Annotated in this window: 15 protein-coding genes and 1 pseudogene; 7 read left to right on the forward strand and 9 right to left on the reverse strand. The window is 45.6% G+C overall.

Annotated elements, in window-relative coordinates; all coding sequences use genetic code 11:
• Window positions 1-7: 7 nt before the first annotated feature.
• The 8 genes and pseudogenes from bcp to BMX82_RS05030 form a co-directional block, all read right to left on the reverse strand.
• Window positions 8-463 (reverse strand): thioredoxin-dependent thiol peroxidase, encoded by a 456-nt coding sequence (gene bcp, locus BMX82_RS05000; protein ID WP_036910759.1) that lies wholly within the window; start codon window positions 461-463, stop codon window positions 8-10.
• On the reverse strand, window positions 460-798 hold the full coding sequence (locus BMX82_RS05005; protein ID WP_036910761.1) for a TfoX/Sxy family protein: 339 nt from the start codon (window positions 796-798) through the stop codon (window positions 460-462). Before BMX82_RS05005 ends, bcp begins: the two co-directional genes overlap by 4 nt.
• On the reverse strand, window positions 788-1,372 hold the full coding sequence (locus tag BMX82_RS05010) for a superoxide dismutase (protein ID WP_036910763.1): 585 nt from the start codon (window positions 1,370-1,372) through the stop codon (window positions 788-790). The genes BMX82_RS05005 and BMX82_RS05010 overlap by 11 nt, the downstream gene beginning before the upstream one ends.
• 242 nt (window positions 1,373-1,614) lie before the next feature.
• Window positions 1,615-1,872, reverse strand: coding sequence for a winged helix-turn-helix domain-containing protein (locus BMX82_RS13155; RefSeq protein WP_255327768.1), 258 nt, complete (start codon window positions 1,870-1,872; stop codon window positions 1,615-1,617).
• Window positions 1,873-1,896: 24 nt separating this feature from the next.
• Window positions 1,897-3,582 (reverse strand): annotated as a pseudogene (locus tag BMX82_RS05015) (Na/Pi cotransporter family protein); the annotation flags it as partial.
• 218 nt (window positions 3,583-3,800) lie between these two features.
• Window positions 3,801-4,559 carry a succinate dehydrogenase/fumarate reductase iron-sulfur subunit gene (locus tag BMX82_RS05020; RefSeq protein ID WP_036910764.1) on the reverse strand — a complete coding sequence of 253 codons (759 nt, stop codon included), beginning with the start codon at window positions 4,557-4,559 and terminating at the stop codon, window positions 3,801-3,803.
• 6 nt (window positions 4,560-4,565) lie between these two features.
• Window positions 4,566-6,545 (reverse strand): fumarate reductase/succinate dehydrogenase flavoprotein subunit, encoded by a 1,980-nt coding sequence (locus tag BMX82_RS05025; RefSeq protein ID WP_036910765.1) that lies wholly within the window; start codon window positions 6,543-6,545, stop codon window positions 4,566-4,568.
• Window positions 6,546-6,571: 26 nt separating this feature from the next.
• Entirely contained in the window at window positions 6,572-7,267 is a 696-nt protein-coding gene (locus BMX82_RS05030; RefSeq protein WP_036910766.1) for a fumarate reductase, read from the reverse strand.
• A 188-nt stretch (window positions 7,268-7,455) separates the two neighbouring features.
• Here BMX82_RS05030 and mnmG point away from each other — a divergent pair, with 188 nt between their 5' ends.
• The 7 genes from mnmG to deoC all read left to right on the forward strand — a co-directional run bounded on the left by mnmG (window position 7,456) and on the right by deoC (window position 14,052).
• Window positions 7,456-9,357, forward strand: coding sequence for a tRNA uridine-5-carboxymethylaminomethyl(34) synthesis enzyme MnmG (mnmG, locus tag BMX82_RS05035; protein WP_091766603.1), 1,902 nt, complete (start codon window positions 7,456-7,458; stop codon window positions 9,355-9,357).
• A 50-nt stretch (window positions 9,358-9,407) separates the two neighbouring features.
• Window positions 9,408-9,935, forward strand: coding sequence for an adenine phosphoribosyltransferase (locus tag BMX82_RS05040; protein ID WP_036910768.1), 528 nt, complete (start codon window positions 9,408-9,410; stop codon window positions 9,933-9,935).
• A 76-nt stretch (window positions 9,936-10,011) separates the two neighbouring features.
• Complete coding sequence (gene uvrC / locus BMX82_RS05045; protein ID WP_036910769.1) at window positions 10,012-11,844, forward strand: excinuclease ABC subunit UvrC; 1,833 nt, start codon at window positions 10,012-10,014, stop codon at window positions 11,842-11,844.
• 240 nt (window positions 11,845-12,084) lie between these two features.
• Window positions 12,085-12,537, forward strand: coding sequence for a D-aminoacyl-tRNA deacylase (dtd, locus tag BMX82_RS05050; RefSeq protein WP_091766606.1), 453 nt, complete (start codon window positions 12,085-12,087; stop codon window positions 12,535-12,537).
• Between the two features lie 2 nt (window positions 12,538-12,539).
• Entirely contained in the window at window positions 12,540-12,788 is a 249-nt protein-coding gene (locus BMX82_RS05055; RefSeq protein ID WP_036910773.1) for a hypothetical protein, read from the forward strand.
• Window positions 12,785-13,111, forward strand: coding sequence for a nucleotide pyrophosphohydrolase (locus BMX82_RS05060; RefSeq protein WP_036910775.1), 327 nt, complete (start codon window positions 12,785-12,787; stop codon window positions 13,109-13,111). The genes BMX82_RS05055 and BMX82_RS05060 overlap by 4 nt, the downstream gene beginning before the upstream one ends.
• A 5-nt stretch (window positions 13,112-13,116) precedes the next feature.
• Window positions 13,117-14,052, forward strand: a complete 936-nt coding sequence (gene deoC / locus BMX82_RS05065) for a deoxyribose-phosphate aldolase (protein WP_036910777.1) — start codon at window positions 13,117-13,119, stop codon at window positions 14,050-14,052.
• Between the two features lie 68 nt (window positions 14,053-14,120).
• On the opposite strand, the gene BMX82_RS05070 is transcribed toward deoC, so the two are convergent.
• Window positions 14,121-15,095: a polyprenyl synthetase family protein gene (locus BMX82_RS05070; protein WP_036910780.1), complete on the reverse strand. Its 975-nt coding sequence runs from the start codon at window positions 15,093-15,095 to the stop codon at window positions 14,121-14,123.
• Window positions 15,096-15,128: the final 33 nt, after the last annotated feature.

Genomic DNA, 15,128 nt, shown 5'->3' on the forward strand with positions numbered 1-15,128 from the left:
ACTGAAATTAAGAGATCTGCAGTATCTGTTCTGCGTGCTCCTTGGTTTTCACCTGTTTTCCTGAGAATATATGCTCAATGATACCCTCCTCATTAATAAGAAAAGTGGTACGAATGGTACCCATGATTTTCTTGCCATACATCGATTTTTCACCCCAAGCACCCATTGCTTCTAACAAAGTGTGGTTTATATCGGCAATCAACGGAAAAGGCAATTCGTGTTTATCCTTGAACTTAGTATGTGAGGCAGCAGAATCCTTGCTCACACCCACAACCTCATAGCCTGCTCCCTGAAGTTCATCATAATGGTCTCTCAAGCTACACGCCTCTGCCGTGCAACCACTGGTATTGTCCTTGGGATAAAAATACAATACCAACTTCCTTCCGCGATAATCACTCAGACGTATCTCACGGCCCTGTTCATCCTTGCCCAGTATCTCTGGCGCCTTATCTCCAATTTTCATAATCCTTTTTTGTCTTTTCGATTCCTTTTCGGCTTTGGTTCTGGCAGAGCCTTACACGTCTCATAAACGATGAGAGATATATAGTCACGGTCATCAACATCGCCAATATAAAAGTAATCCCTGGCGCCCTCATATGGCGGACGCATATCAACTATACGCAGCAACGGGCGAACGGTTTCCGTGGGTTTCAGATAAAAGCAATCGTCACAAATAAGACCGAAGATTTTACCGTTACAATAGATGCCATAATCACCAAACATCTTCTTTACCGTAATATCACCAGCCTTTGCACACTGATCAACAATATACTGCACGAAGTCGGAACTACTTGCCATAACGTTTTGAAATAACATCCCAATCCATAATCTGCCATAGAGCTGCAAGATGGTTGGGACGGCGATTCTGATAATCGAGATAGTAGGCATGTTCCCAAACGTCGAACGTCAGCAGGGGGGTGAGACCCTTCTGAACAGGATTGGCCGCATTCGGCTCCTGGGTAATAACCAGTTTCCCATCCTTATCAGCAGAGAGCCATACCCAGCCACTACCAAAAAGCGTAGCACCCGCCTTTTGGAACTCTTCCTTGAATGCCTCAAACGATCCAAAGTCGCGTGTGATAGCCTTTGCCAAAGCACCAAACGGCTCTGCCTCTGAAGGCTTGGCAAATTGTCCGAAGTATAGCTCATGATTCAATATCTGACCTGCATTATTCAACAGTCCACCAGATGCCTTACAGACTATTTCTTCCAGCGTAGCATTCTCAAAACCACTACCTTCCAGCAATCCATTCAGATTGTTCACATAAGCCGCCAAATGCTTTCCGTGATGGAAACCAATAGTTTCGCGACTAATCACTGGCTCTAACGCCTCTGGTGCATACGGCAGCACCATCAATTTAAATTTTTCCATACCTTTCAATTATTTTGTGATTGTGGGTACAAATATACATCTTTTTTCGCATCTTTGCAATCATAATAACCAAAAAAGAACGAATTATAAAGAAAAAACTTTCCTAACTATGCTTGCAGGACATCTAACAGCATGTAGTGGCACATTAACCATTGACAATACCCGCATCAGAATATTGATCTGCAAATTCAACTGGGTGAAGCAGGTTCAAAAAGGGAACATCTCACATCATTGGGATTCTTTTACTCAAAAACATACCCAAAACCTTGTCGGCTAGTAATGTTCGAAGCATAGGGACCAAGTTTTTTACGGAGGCGGGTGATATGGACGTTAATGGTTCGCTCCGTAACAATGACACCAGTCCATACATCATCCATCAGTTGCTGGCGGGAAAGGACGGTTCCACGATGCATAAGAAGCAGGGAAAGGAGATCGAACTCGGTACGAGTAAGACTAATGGGAATGCCGTCGACAACAACAGTCTTGCGGTCGAGGTTCATCTGCAGACCACGAAACGTAAGATAGCGCTTACCAAGACGGGCCTCAACGACATTCATCACATAATCACCCAGTTTTTCGCAGTCGGCAATGATATCGGTATAAAGAGATCCAAGGGCATAGCTGTATTCGTGTGCCATAGCGTCTCTAGAAACCTCGCCCTTTAGACGGTCGCGCAGGGCATTGATGTCGCGTTCGATGTCTTGCGAGGCACTAATGCTAAGATCGTCGCGTCGTCCACTCACCACGACCAACATCTGCGTCATGGCCTCGTTGACTAAACGGAACATATCGTGGAGGTTGGCATACTGTTGAGGTGTGAAATCCTGACGACTATCATGACGGTGCTGGATTGTGCGGGCTATCTTGTAGCAGGCATCACCTATAGATTCAAGTTCACCAATCTGTCGGAACATATCGCGTATCTTGGCTTTCGTGTCGTCGGAAAGGTGCTCATTGCCCACACGTTCCAAATAGGCGGCAATTTCAATCTCCATGTTATCGGCGATAGTCTCGTAGTGTTCAATACGTCCATATTGCCGTTCAAATTCTTTTTTGTCCTTTTCATCGAGCAGAGTATGAGTCATGCCAAGCATACGTTGCATGCGCTCTGCAAAATGGACGATTTCCTTCTGTGCCTGAAGCACAGAAATTTCGGGTGTAGACATCAGTCCTCCATCGATAAAGTGAAGCGTCGTTGGCGAAGACTTGTCCATCGTGCTCTCCGGAATCAGCCAACATACCAGTCGCTCCATCTGCGGAATAAAGCCGATGAGGAACACCGTATTGAGGATATTAAAACATGTATGGAACATGGCGAGGACAACGGGTAACCGTTCCGTCTGCGCAACAGCCATCGAATCATAGCCCACAAAGCCACATACCATATCGGCAAATGGATAGAATACAGCGAGCAGCCAAACGACACCAAACACATTGAACAACAGATGGGCCAATGCTGCTCGCCTCGCTGCAATGCCAGCACCAAGGGCTGCAAGGTTGGCTGTAGCCGTAGTTCCGATATTCTCGCCCATCACCAAAGCAATTCCCATATAAACAGGCAGTACGCCCGTAGAACAGAGGAGAATGGTGATGGCCATCACAGCAGCCGACGATTGTACAATACAGGTAATTAGTGTACCGACAGCAAGGAATATCAGGATAGTAAAATAGCTCGATGTATCAAACGACGCGAAGAAGTTCACTACGTCTGCGTTATGTTGCAAGTCCATGTCGCGTCCAACTCCACTCAGCATTACCAGCGACCAGAACAAAAACGCAAGTCCAAAAAGAAAATCACCCACAAATCGGTGGCGCTTCCTATAGATAAGCACCATGCCTATGAGAAATGCTGGAAATACCACATTTGTCAAATCAACATTATAACCTAATGACATAATCCAGGCCGTCAACGTCGTGCCGATGTTCGCACCCATGATAACCGAGATGGCCTGTGCAAGCGAAAGCAGTCCTGCCGACACAAAAGAGACCGTCATTACCGTTGTGGCTGATGACGATTGCACGGCGCAGGTGACAAACACTCCCGTCAACATTCCGCTGAACCGATTCGATGTCATACGTCCGAGAATATGTCGCAGACCTGAGCCCGCTAGTTTCTGTAATGCATCGCTCATCGTTTTCATACCATAAATAAGCAATGCTAACGAACCGAGGAGTCTGAATAGAATTTCAATAGTCATAGTTTTCATCATTCGTTTACAATTACGCCGCAAAGATACAAAGAAATTCTCATATCTTAAGAATTAATGTGATTACAATTTGGTTACAATCATCATTAAACAAAAAAGAGCGCCGCAGACTAGAATCTGCAGCGCTCTATAGATAATTGCAAATTGTTTAATCAGCCATCTTGCCTTCGGCAACCTTAGCTACGCTCGGCATAACCCAAGCAAGCTTGGCTCTGCTCTCACTAATCACTAAGCTTTGCCTTGATCATCTCGCGGTTCAGGCGAGCGATGTTAGCAATGGTCTCGTTCTTAGGACAAACAGCCTCACAAGCGCGGGTGTTTGTACAGTTACCAAAACCAAGTTCGTCCATCTTGGCAATCATGTTCTTAACACGACGAGCAGCCTCTACCTTACCCTGAGGCAGCAGAGCCAGCTGGCTTACCTTAGATGAAACAAACAGCATGGCAGAACCATTCTTACAAGCTGCTACGCAAGCACCACAGCCGATACAAGATGCGCAGTCCATAGCCTCATCGGCATCCTCCTTAGAGATTAGGATAGCATTGGCATCCTGAGCCTGACCTGTGCGGATAGTGGTGTAACCGCCAGCCTGGATAATCTTATCGAAAGCGTTACGGTCAACCATACAGTCCTTGATTACAGGGAAGGCAGCTGAGCGCCAAGGCTCAACGGTGATAACGTCACCATCGTTGAAGCGACGCATGTAGAGCTGACATGTGGTTGCGCCACGCTCTGTAAGACCGTGAGGTGTACCATTAATGTAGAGTGAGCACATACCGCAGATACCCTCGCGGCAGTCGTGATCGAACACGAAGGGCTCCTTGCCTTCGTTGATGAGCTCCTCGTTCAGGATGTCGAGCATCTCGAGGAACGAGGTATCATCGGGGATATCGTGCATCTCGTGGGTATCGAAATGTCCCTGGTCCTTGGGGCCATTCTGGCGCCAGAACTTTATTGTAAAGCTGATATTCTTAGCCATATTTACTTAGTTTTTATAGTTACGTGTCTGTACCTTAATTGCCTCGTACTCCAGCGGCTCCTTAGAGAGCTCAGGCTCAACACCCTTGCCTTTGTACTCCCAGCATCCTACATAGAAGTAGTTCTCATCGTCGCGCTTGGCCTCACCTTCCTCGGTCTGATACTCCTCACGGAAGTGACCACCACAAGACTCGTTACGAGAGAGTGCGTCGAAAGCTACGAGCTGACCCATGGTGAAGAAGTCACGCAAGTGGATCGCCTTGTCGAGTTCGACATTCAGACCTTCCTTAGTGCCAGGAACGAAGAGGTTGGTATCGAACTCTTTCTCGAGCTCATGCATCTTCTTCAGACCTTCTTTCAGGCCTTCAGCAGTGCGACCCATACCTACATACTCCCACATGATATGGCCCAGTTCTTTGTGAATAGAGTCAACAGAACGCTTACCCTTGATATTTAACAAACGAGTGAGCTCTGCGTCAACTGCCTTCTCTGCCTCTTCGAACTCAGGCAGGTCGGTAGAGACCTTACCCCAGATAGACTGGTCTGCCAGATAGTTCTGGATGGTATAAGGCAAAACAAAGTAACCATCGGCCAGACCCTGCATCAGAGCAGAAGCACCCAGACGGTTAGCACCATGGTCAGAGAAGTTGCACTCACCGATAGCAAACAGGCCCGGGATAGTGGTCTGCAGCTCGTAGTCTACCCAGATACCACCCATGGTGTAGTGGATAGCAGGATAAATCATCATAGGTTTGTAGTACTTCACACCATTGATTTCGTTGGCAACATCGCCAGGGAATACGTCGGTAATCTCCTCGTACATCTCGAAGAGGTTTCCATAACGCTGCATGATAACATCCAGTCCCAAACGATTGATAGACTCTGAGAAATCGAGGAACACGGCCAGACCTGTGTTATTAACACCGAAGCCCTTATCGCAACGCTCCTTAGCTGCACGGCTGGCAACGTCGCGTGGTACGAGGTTACCGAATGCAGGATAACGGCGCTCCAGATAGTAGTCACGATCTTCCTCAGGAATCTCCCAACCCTGCTTGGTTCCTGCCTGCAGAGCCTTAGCATCCTCAATATTCTTAGGAACCCATATACGACCATCGTTACGCAGCGACTCAGACATCAGCGTCAACTTAGACTGCTTATCGCCGTGAACGGGAATACATGTTGGGTGAATCTGAACGTAAGAGGGATTTGCAAAGAAAGCACCCTTACGATAGCACTGAACAGCAGCTGTACAGTTACAACCCATAGCGTTAGTAGAGAGGAAGTAAGTATTTCCGTAACCACCAGTAGCGATAACTACAGCGTTAGCTGAGAAACGCTCAAGCTCACCAGTAACCAGGTTCTTGGCGATGATACCACGAGCGCGACCGTCCACAATGACTACATCCTCCATCTCATAACGGGTGTAGAGCTTTACTTTACCAGCCTGAACCTGACAAGAAAGTGATGAGTAGGCACCCAGTAGCAACTGCTGACCGGTCTGACCCTTAGCGTAGAATGTACGGCTAACCTGAGCACCACCGAACGAACGGTTGGCCAGCATACCACCGTACTCACGAGCGAAAGGTACGCCCTGAGCCACACATTGGTCAATAATATTGTTAGAAACCTCAGCCAGACGATATACGTTAGCCTCGCGAGCACGATAGTCACCACCCTTTACGGTATCGTAGAACAGACGGTAAACAGAGTCACCATCGTTCTGGTAGCACTTAGCGGCGTTGATACCACCCTGAGCAGCGATAGAGTGAGCACGACGGGGTGAATCCTGAATACACAGGTTGATTACATTGAAGCCCATCTCGCCGAGTGAAGCAGCTGCAGATGCACCAGCCAGACCTGTACCAACTACGATAACATCGAGCTTCAGCTTGTTCTTGGGGTTAACCAAGCGCTGATGAGCCTTATATTCCTTCCATTTCTCAGGCACTGGTCCTGCGGGAATCTTTGAATCTAATACTTTTGCCATAATCTTTTCTAATTAAAAATTGATAATTAGCAGCTACCGCCACAGAGCGAAGGAGCACAACCGAATGCGAATGCCAGAACCACAATGAGGAAGCAGAGCATGAGCAGAGTCACGTAGATGTTACCAATACACATCCAACGCTTCAGCCAAATCTTGCCACTGACGCCCAGTGTCTGCATAGCTGACCAGAAACCATGAGAAAGGTGGAACCAGATAGCTACAAGCCAAACAACGTAGAGCACAACAAAGACAGGATTCGAGAACGTCTCCTTAATCCATCCGAAACCATCGGTGGGGCTGATAGCGGGCATAGCGCCAACAAGTTCTGCGAACATCATGTTGTACCAGAAGTTCCAAAGGTGAATCAGCAAACCAACGCAAATGATGAGACCCAGAACAAGCATGTTCTTAGATGCCCACTCTACCTTACCAGCATTAACCTGTGTAGCCACTTCGTAGCGGTTGTCGCCACGAGCCGTACGGTTCTGCGCTGTCAGAATGAACGCGTAGACGATGTGAATCACTGCCAGAGCTGCCAAACCAAGTGTTGCTACAACAGCATACCAGTTGGCACCTAGGAATTCGCAAATCATGTTGTAACCCTCTTCCGAGAATAGCGCTACCATGTTCATGCAACCATGAAAGGTCAGGAACAGAATCAGCGCAACGCCCGTAACAGACATTACAACTTTTCTACCAATTGATGAATTGATTAACCACATAAGTTGTTGAATTTAAGTTATTTATAAAAATTTGTAATCCTTCCTTATACCTTATTTTAGGTATATCTACCCTACTTTTAGAGCGCAAAGATACTATAAATTAATGATAATTCAAAGTTTTTTGAGACAAAAATGCATTATAATTCCAAATTTTATTGTTACTTTTGCGGAAAATTAGCGAAACGAAGATGAAATTCAACTATGATGTGCTGGTTATAGGGGGTGGACACGCTGGTTGCGAAGCAGCAAGCGCAAGCGCTAACATGGGAGCCAAAACCTGTCTGATAACCATGGATATGAACAAGATTGCGCAGATGTCGTGCAATCCTGCTATTGGCGGCATAGCCAAAGGTCAGATAGTACGTGAGATTGATGCACTGGGAGGTCAGATGGGATTGGTGACCGATGCCACATCAATACAATTCCGCATGCTAAACGTCGGCAAAGGCCCTGCCATGTGGAGTCCTCGCGCTCAGTGCGATAGAGGAAAATTTATATGGGAGTGGCGCAAGCACCTCGATGAAACCGAGAACTTAGACATCTGGCAAGATCAGGCTGACGAACTTATTGTGGAAAACGAAAACAAAGGAAGCGTAAGGGCTATTGGCGTCAGAACTATCTGGGGTACAGAACTTTACGCAAAATCTATCGTTATTACTGCAGGTACTTTTCTCAACGGATTGATGCACATCGGGCGAAAGATGGTGGCAGGAGGGCGTATTGCAGAACCTGCCGTAACCCATTTTACAGAAAGCATCACAAGATATGGCATTGCCTCAGCTCGCATGAAGACAGGCACCCCTGTCCGTATTGATAAGCGTTCTGTTCATTTTGAAGACTTAGAGGAACAACCAGGAGAGGATCGCACATACCAATTCAGCTACATGAATAAAAGCGGAGCCTTAAAACAACTACCCTGTTGGACGGTAAACACCAATGCTGAGGTGCACGAGATTTTAAAAAGCGGTTTGGCAGACTCTCCATTATATAATGGCCAAATTCAATCGATAGGTCCGCGTTATTGTCCCTCAATAGAAACGAAGCTCGTTACCTTTCCTGATCGCGAGAAGCATCCGCTGTTCTTAGAACCAGAGGGGGAAGACACCAATGAGATGTATCTCAACGGTTTCTCGTCTTCTTTGCCGATGGACGCACAAATTGGAGCATTAAAGAAGATGCCCGCTTTCAGAGACGTGAAAGTATATCGACCTGGCTATGCAATTGAGTACGATTTCTTCGATCCGACACAATTAAATCATTCGTTGGAATCGAAGATTATCTCTAATCTCTTCATGGCGGGACAGGTAAATGGCACTACTGGTTATGAAGAGGCTGGAGGTCAAGGAACATTGGCTGGCATCAATGCCGCCCTGAAAGCAGGCGTAGAAAGTGATTGTCAATTCAACCCCTTCATTCTACATCGCGACGAAGCATATATAGGCGTTTTAATCGATGATTTAGTTACAAAAGGCGTCGACGAACCCTATCGTATGTTCACTTCCAGAGCCGAATACCGCATTCTTCTTCGTCAGGACGATGCAGACGCTCGCTTGACGGAAAAAGCCTACGAGTTGGGATTGGTAAAACGTGACCGCTATGAATGGTGGATGGAAAAGAAACAATATATCGAAGAAATCGAAACTTTCTGCCAAAATTTTGCGATTAAACCGCGTTTGATTAATTCCGCCTTGGAGGCTGCTGGCACTACCCCACTCCAGTTTGGCTGCAAGCTCATTGATTTAGTGAATCGTCCACAATTAAATTTGTCAAACCTTTCTGAGATGATTCCACAACTCAAGGAGGTTCTGAATCGCCCAACTAATCGAAAGGAGGAAATTGCAGAAGCTGCAGAAATCCGAATGAAATATAAAGGATATATCGAGCGTGAGAAAATTGTGGCCGAAAAAATGCATCGCTTAGAGAATATTAAAATCAAAGGACACTTTAACTACGAAGAACTTCAAGGCCTTTCCACCGAGTGTCGTCAGAAGTTGATGAAGATTCAGCCCGAGACGTTGGCACAGGCAAGCCGTATCCCTGGAGTCTCACCGAGCGACATTAATGTACTTTTGGTACTAATGGGAAGATAGTGTTCCACGTGAAACAAATATAATTATACAGACATTATAACTCATTGATTATGAACAACAAGACATTGATTGACAATCTGCGTTGCATACCAGATTTCCCAAAGAAGGGCATCAACTTCAGAGACGTAACAACTCTCTACAAGAGCGCCGAGTGCATGAAGATCATGATGGAGGAGTTGGAAAAGCTCTACAAAGACAAGGGTATCACCAAGGTGGTAGGCATTGAAAGTCGTGGTTTCATTCTTGGCGCAGCCCTCGCCGCCCGATTAGGCTGCGGATTCGTAATGGCACGCAAACCGGGCAAATTACCCGCAACAGTTATCAAAGAGTCATTTTCCAAGGAGTACGGCGTTGACACTATCGAGATGCATATCGACTCTATCGACGAGAACGATGTTGTGCTGATTCACGACGACTTGCTGGCTACAGGTGGTACTGCCAAAGCTGCATATAATCTTGTCCAGCATTTTAAACCCAAGAAAGTCTACATGAACTTCATCATCGAGATTACAGACGAGGGCCTTCATGGTCGGGACATGTTTGAGGGAATCGACCTCACTACCCTCATGACACTGTAACGTTTCACGTGAAACCACATCTTGCGGAACATGCCTATTTAAAGGCTTTCCGCAAGATTAACAACAAAGAATAGGAATGACGAAGGAAGAAAACGAGAAGCGATTAACATACCTGAAGAAGATTGTAAGCAGACTACCAGATAAACCTGGCAGCTACCAATTCTATGATGAGGACCATACAATAATATATGTAGGAAAGGCCAAGAGCTTGAAATCCAGAGTCTCATCCTACTTTCACACAGAGGTAGACCGTTTTAAGACGAAGGTTCTAGTCAGCAAGATCTTTGATATTAGCTACACCATAGTCAATACAGAAGAGGACGCATTATTACTTGAAAATTCACTCATAAAAAAATACAACCCTCGTTACAATGTGCTACTGAAAGATGGAAAGACCTATCCTTCTATCTGCATTACAAACGAGTATCTTCCTCGTATCTTCAAGACACGTACCATCAATAAGAAGTGGGGAACATATTATGGGCCCTACTCTCACGTTGGTTCAATGTACGCCATTCTCGACATAATCAAAGAACTATATCACCCAAGGACCTGTCGGCAACCCATCACAAAAGAGGGAATCGAAAACGGGAAATATAAAGTCTGCCTCGATTACCATATTAAGAAATGCATGGGGCCCTGCGTGGGCAAGCAGAGCTATGATGACTATCAGAGAAACATACTGCAAGCTCGCGAAATACTGAAAGGCAACACCGGCGTAGTGATGAAGGAACTGAAGGATGAGATGCTAAGACTTTCAGAGCAGTTACGCTTCGAAGAGGCAGAAGAAGTGAAGCGTAAATATATGCTTCTGGATGGATTTGTAAGCAAAAGTCAGGTGGTTAGTCACACCATCAACAATGTGGACGTTTTCTCCATCACATCCGATGAAAAAATGGCCTTTATCAATTTCATTCACGTGGCAAATGGTAGTGTAAATCAGAGCTTTACAATAGAATACAAGAAAAAACTTAATGAGACCGATGAGGAGCTTTTGGAACTTGGAATCGTGGAGATTAGGGAGCGTTTCAAAAGCAATTCAAAGGAAATCATCGTTCCTCAAGAGGTTAAAGTAGAACTTGAAGGAGTTACCTTCACTGTACCACAAAGAGGCGACAAGAAAACCCTACTCGACCTATCAATTATGAACGGAAAAGAGTATAAATTCGACCGTCTGAAACAAGCCGAGAAACTCAATCCCGAACAGAAACAAACCCGCTTGATGAAAGAACTACAGGAAAAGCTCCATCTGCCCAAACTACCCTATCAAATCGAGTGCTTTGACAACTCAAATATATCCGGTACCGATGCTGTTGCATCATGCGTGGTATTCAAGGCCATGAAGCCCAGCAAAAAAGACTATAAGCGCTTCAATATTAAGACTGTTGTAGGGCCCGATGACTATGCTTCGATGAAGGAGGTTGTACATCGCCGCTACAGCAGACTTATAGAAGAAGAACAACCCCTACCCGATCTTATTATAGCTGACGGCGGAAAAGGACAAATGGAGGTGATTCGTGAGGTGATTCAAGACGAGTTAAATCTAGACATCCCCATTGCAGGACTGGCAAAAGACGACCGTCACCGTACCAATGAGTTGCTTTATGGCTTTCCACCCATGAAAGTAGCACTGAAACTCGATTCAGAACTGTTTCACGTGCTTTCACAAATACAGGACGAAGTACACCGCTTCGCCATCGAATTCCACAGAGACAAGCGTTCTAAGCGTGCTTTACACTCCGAGCTGGATGATATCAAGGGAATAGGACCAAAGACGCGTGACGAGCTTCTAAAAGCTTTTAAATCCGTTAAACGCCTTCGCGAAGCCCCACTCGAACAACTTTCTGAGGCTGTAGGACCGGCAAAAGCAGCTATTGTTTACAACTACTTTCATGCTTTGAACGGCTGACAGGAATATGCAAGTACATGGTCAGCAGCTATATCTTATTGTGCAATATAGATTAAATTGCAAAGCAAAATAGACTAAATTGCAGAACAAAATAGACTAAATTGCAAAAAAAGGAGATGTCTCTGTCAATACATAAGCTTAAATGTATCAATTGAAAACAGCATGAATGACAGTGAAATAAAACACTAGATTTGGTAAATTGAAAATAAGTTTGTAACTTTGCCGAAAAATCGAAAGATAATGAGAGCAGTCATACAACGAGTTACCCATGCCAGCGTTACCATCGAAAGCAACGTAAAAAGCCGTATAGGACAGGGATTTCTGATTCTGTTAGGCGTATGCGAAGAGGACACGATGGAAGATGTGGACTGGTTAGTGAAAAAGATAGCCAACCTGCGTGTGTTTGGTGACGAAAACGACGTGATGAACCGCTCTATTCTCGACATTCAAGGCGAGGCTTTGGTAATAAGCCAGTTTACACTCTACGCCAGCTACAAGAAGGGTAACCGTCCTAGCTGGTTCCGTGCAGGCTCACACGAGCACTCTATCCCACTCTACGAGGCCTTCTGCACTCAACTTTCCGATGCCATTGGAAAGCCAGTAGGCACAGGCGAATTCGGCGCAGACATGAAGGTTGAGCTCCTCAATGACGGGCCCGTAACCATCTGTATGGATACAAAAAACAAAGAATAAGAATGAAGAAATATCTCAAGGAAATAGAAATATCGGGCCTAATTCTGACGGCTATCGGCGTAGGACTTTCCTACATCAAGGGCATACAATATGGCGTATGGCCATGCGGTATAGGGCTCTTCCTGCTACTTCTTATTTTTCTCTACAAAGCATTCCACTGGAAGGAATACGAGCGCGAGAATAAGCAGTATATCATGATTATACTGATTTGCATTTTCATATTAATACTTCAAATGTTTAAGGCACGATGACCATCAAAGAAGCGCAAGAAGCGGTAGACCGCTGGATAAAGGAATACGGCGTGCGCTACTTCTCAGAACTTACCAATATGGCTGTTCTGACGGAGGAAGTTGGCGAACTGGCCCGGGTGATAGCGCGTAAATACGGCGATCAGAGCTTCAAAGAGGGCGAGAAAGATAACCTTGGCGAAGAAATGGCCGATATTCTCTGGGTACTACTCTGTCTGGCTAATCAGACGGGAGTTGATCTCACTGATGAGTTGCAGAAATCCATCGAAAAGAAGACACAAAGAGACTCATTAAGACATATACATAACAAGAAACTATTAGCATAACAATTATGGCAGAACATCATCATGACCACGAGCATCACCACCATGTGGAGATGCCACAGAAGAGCCGTATTGAAGAGGCTCTGAGCAAGTACAACCTCGATGTGAAGGATGAGGACGTGAAAGAGGCAGTGAAGAAAATTATTGCCGAGAAAGTACATGAAAACGACACTCCAGAGGTGAAACAGTTCCTGATGGGTAGCGTAGAACTAACGACACTGAAAACTACCGATTCTGATGAAAGCGTAATGGCCTTCACAGAGCGTGTAAACCAGTTTGACGAGCAATATCCTAACCTACCCCACGTAGCAACCATCTGCGTATATCCCCGCTTCGCCCGCACCGTAGCAGAAACGCTCGAGGTGGATGGCGTGGAGATTGCTTGCGTGTCAGGCTCATTCCCATCTTCCCAGGCCCTTATCGAGGTGAAAACCATCGAGACCCAATTGGCCGTAAAAGACGGCGCTACAGAGATCGACATGGTGCTCTCAGTAGGTGAATTCTTAGAGGGCGACTACGAGACCGTATGCGATGAGATACAGCAGATGAAAGAGGCGTGTGGTGATAAAAAGATGAAGGTGATTCTGGAGACAGGTTGCCTAAAGACTGCTGCCAACATCAAGACCGCCTCAATTCTAGCCATGTATAGCGGTGCCGACTATATCAAGACCTCTACAGGCAAGCTGGAGCCAGCCGCAACACCAGAGGCTGCTTATGTGATGTGTCAAGCCATCAAGGAGTACTACGAGCAGACTGGCATTCAGATTGGTTTCAAGCCCGCAGGAGGCCTTAACTCCGTGATGGACGCACTGATATACTATACCATCGTCAAAGAGGTTCTGGGCGAGAAATGGCTCACCAACGAGATGTTCCGCATGGGAACCTCACGCTTGGCTAATATGCTATTGAGTGAGGTCATCGGTGAAGAAGTGAAGTTCTTCTAATAAGTATACCTAGATGATTCCGCTCTTAATAAATAACCCTCGCAATAAAACTTGCGAGGGTTATTTATTTACAGATTCCTTTGAATCACATATTCAAGATAAGCAGTAAAAGCAGGCTTAAGCTCTGGTTTCACACATTCATCAATATACCTTTGAGCCTCAATAGCAATCTCTTCCATCTTGCGCTCAGCATACTCGATGCCACCCTGTTGCTTAGCAAACTCCACCAAGACAGCAATTTCATCCGAATTAATCGTTCCTGCCTTCACTTTCTTGGCAAGCGTCATCATGGCGGGCTGATCAGCATGATTCAGAGCATAGATAATAGGCAGGGTCAACTTGCCTTCAGCCATATCATTGCCCGTGGGTTTACCTATCTCTTTAGAGTCATAATAATCGAAAATATCATCACGAATCTGAAATATCATACCAATATTTCGACCAAAAGTCTTAGCTTTCTCTATTGTTTCCTCAGAGGCGTTGACAGAGATAGCGCCAAGCTCAGAACATCCTTCGAACAACGCAGCTGTCTTCTTCTCAATTACCTGATAATAAACATCTTCTGAGATTTCCTTATTTGAAATATTCGACAACTGTAGAATCTCACCAGCAGCCAGTGTTCGACCCAGTTCAGACAGACTCTCAACTATACGCAGGTTTTTTGACAATGACACACGTAACAAGGCGGTAGAAAGAATATAGTCGCCCACAAGCACAGCCACTTTATTATTATAAGAAGCATTCACCGAAGGCTGTCCACGCCGCTGACTGCTCTCGTCAACCACGTCATCGTGAACCAGCGAGGCAGTATGCAACAACTCTAGTCCAAGCGCTGCATTCTGTGTAACATCAGAAATCGTCCCGTAATTCTGAGCTGTAAGCATAATAAGCATGGGACGCATGCGTTTTCCACCCCTCTGACGTATGTGTGAAAGTACTTGTCCGAGCAAGCCTTCGCCTTCGGAAAGACATTTATTAAACAACTCCGAGAAGTCGTTCAACTCAACTGCAATGGGTCTTCTAATCGTCGATAAATAATCCATATCTCACAGATTTTCGTTACAAAAATAGTAAAA

Source organism: Prevotella sp. khp7, assembly GCF_900109055.1.
Taxonomy (GTDB): domain Bacteria; phylum Bacteroidota; class Bacteroidia; order Bacteroidales; family Bacteroidaceae; genus Prevotella.

Bases quoted from the DNA above. Each gene is read 5' to 3' on its own strand.
- BMX82_RS05020 (WP_036910764.1), bottom strand. From the start codon at position 4,559: ATGGCTAAGAATATCAGCTTTACAATAAAGTTCTGGCGCCAGAATGGC.
- uvrC (WP_036910769.1), top strand. From the start codon at position 10,012: ATGACGAAGGAAGAAAACGAGAAGCGATTAACATACCTGAAGAAGATT.
- BMX82_RS05040 (WP_036910768.1), top strand. From the start codon at position 9,408: ATGAACAACAAGACATTGATTGACAATCTGCGTTGCATACCAGATTTC.
- BMX82_RS05055 (WP_036910773.1), top strand. From the start codon at position 12,540: ATGAAGAAATATCTCAAGGAAATAGAAATATCGGGCCTAATTCTGACG.
- dtd (WP_091766606.1), top strand. From the start codon at position 12,085: ATGAGAGCAGTCATACAACGAGTTACCCATGCCAGCGTTACCATCGAA.
- BMX82_RS05030 (WP_036910766.1), bottom strand. From the start codon at position 7,267: ATGTGGTTAATCAATTCATCAATTGGTAGAAAAGTTGTAATGTCTGTT.
- bcp (WP_036910759.1), bottom strand. From the start codon at position 463: ATGAAAATTGGAGATAAGGCGCCAGAGATACTGGGCAAGGATGAACAG.
- mnmG (WP_091766603.1), top strand. From the start codon at position 7,456: ATGAAATTCAACTATGATGTGCTGGTTATAGGGGGTGGACACGCTGGT.
- BMX82_RS05070 (WP_036910780.1), bottom strand. From the start codon at position 15,095: ATGGATTATTTATCGACGATTAGAAGACCCATTGCAGTTGAGTTGAAC.
- BMX82_RS05010 (WP_036910763.1), bottom strand. From the start codon at position 1,372: ATGGAAAAATTTAAATTGATGGTGCTGCCGTATGCACCAGAGGCGTTA.
- BMX82_RS05005 (WP_036910761.1), bottom strand. From the start codon at position 798: ATGGCAAGTAGTTCCGACTTCGTGCAGTATATTGTTGATCAGTGTGCA.
- BMX82_RS05025 (WP_036910765.1), bottom strand. From the start codon at position 6,545: ATGGCAAAAGTATTAGATTCAAAGATTCCCGCAGGACCAGTGCCTGAG.
- deoC (WP_036910777.1), top strand. From the start codon at position 13,117: ATGGCAGAACATCATCATGACCACGAGCATCACCACCATGTGGAGATG.
- BMX82_RS13155 (WP_255327768.1), bottom strand. From the start codon at position 1,872: ATGAACCTCGACCGCAAGACTGTTGTTGTCGACGGCATTCCCATTAGT.
- BMX82_RS05060 (WP_036910775.1), top strand. From the start codon at position 12,785: ATGACCATCAAAGAAGCGCAAGAAGCGGTAGACCGCTGGATAAAGGAA.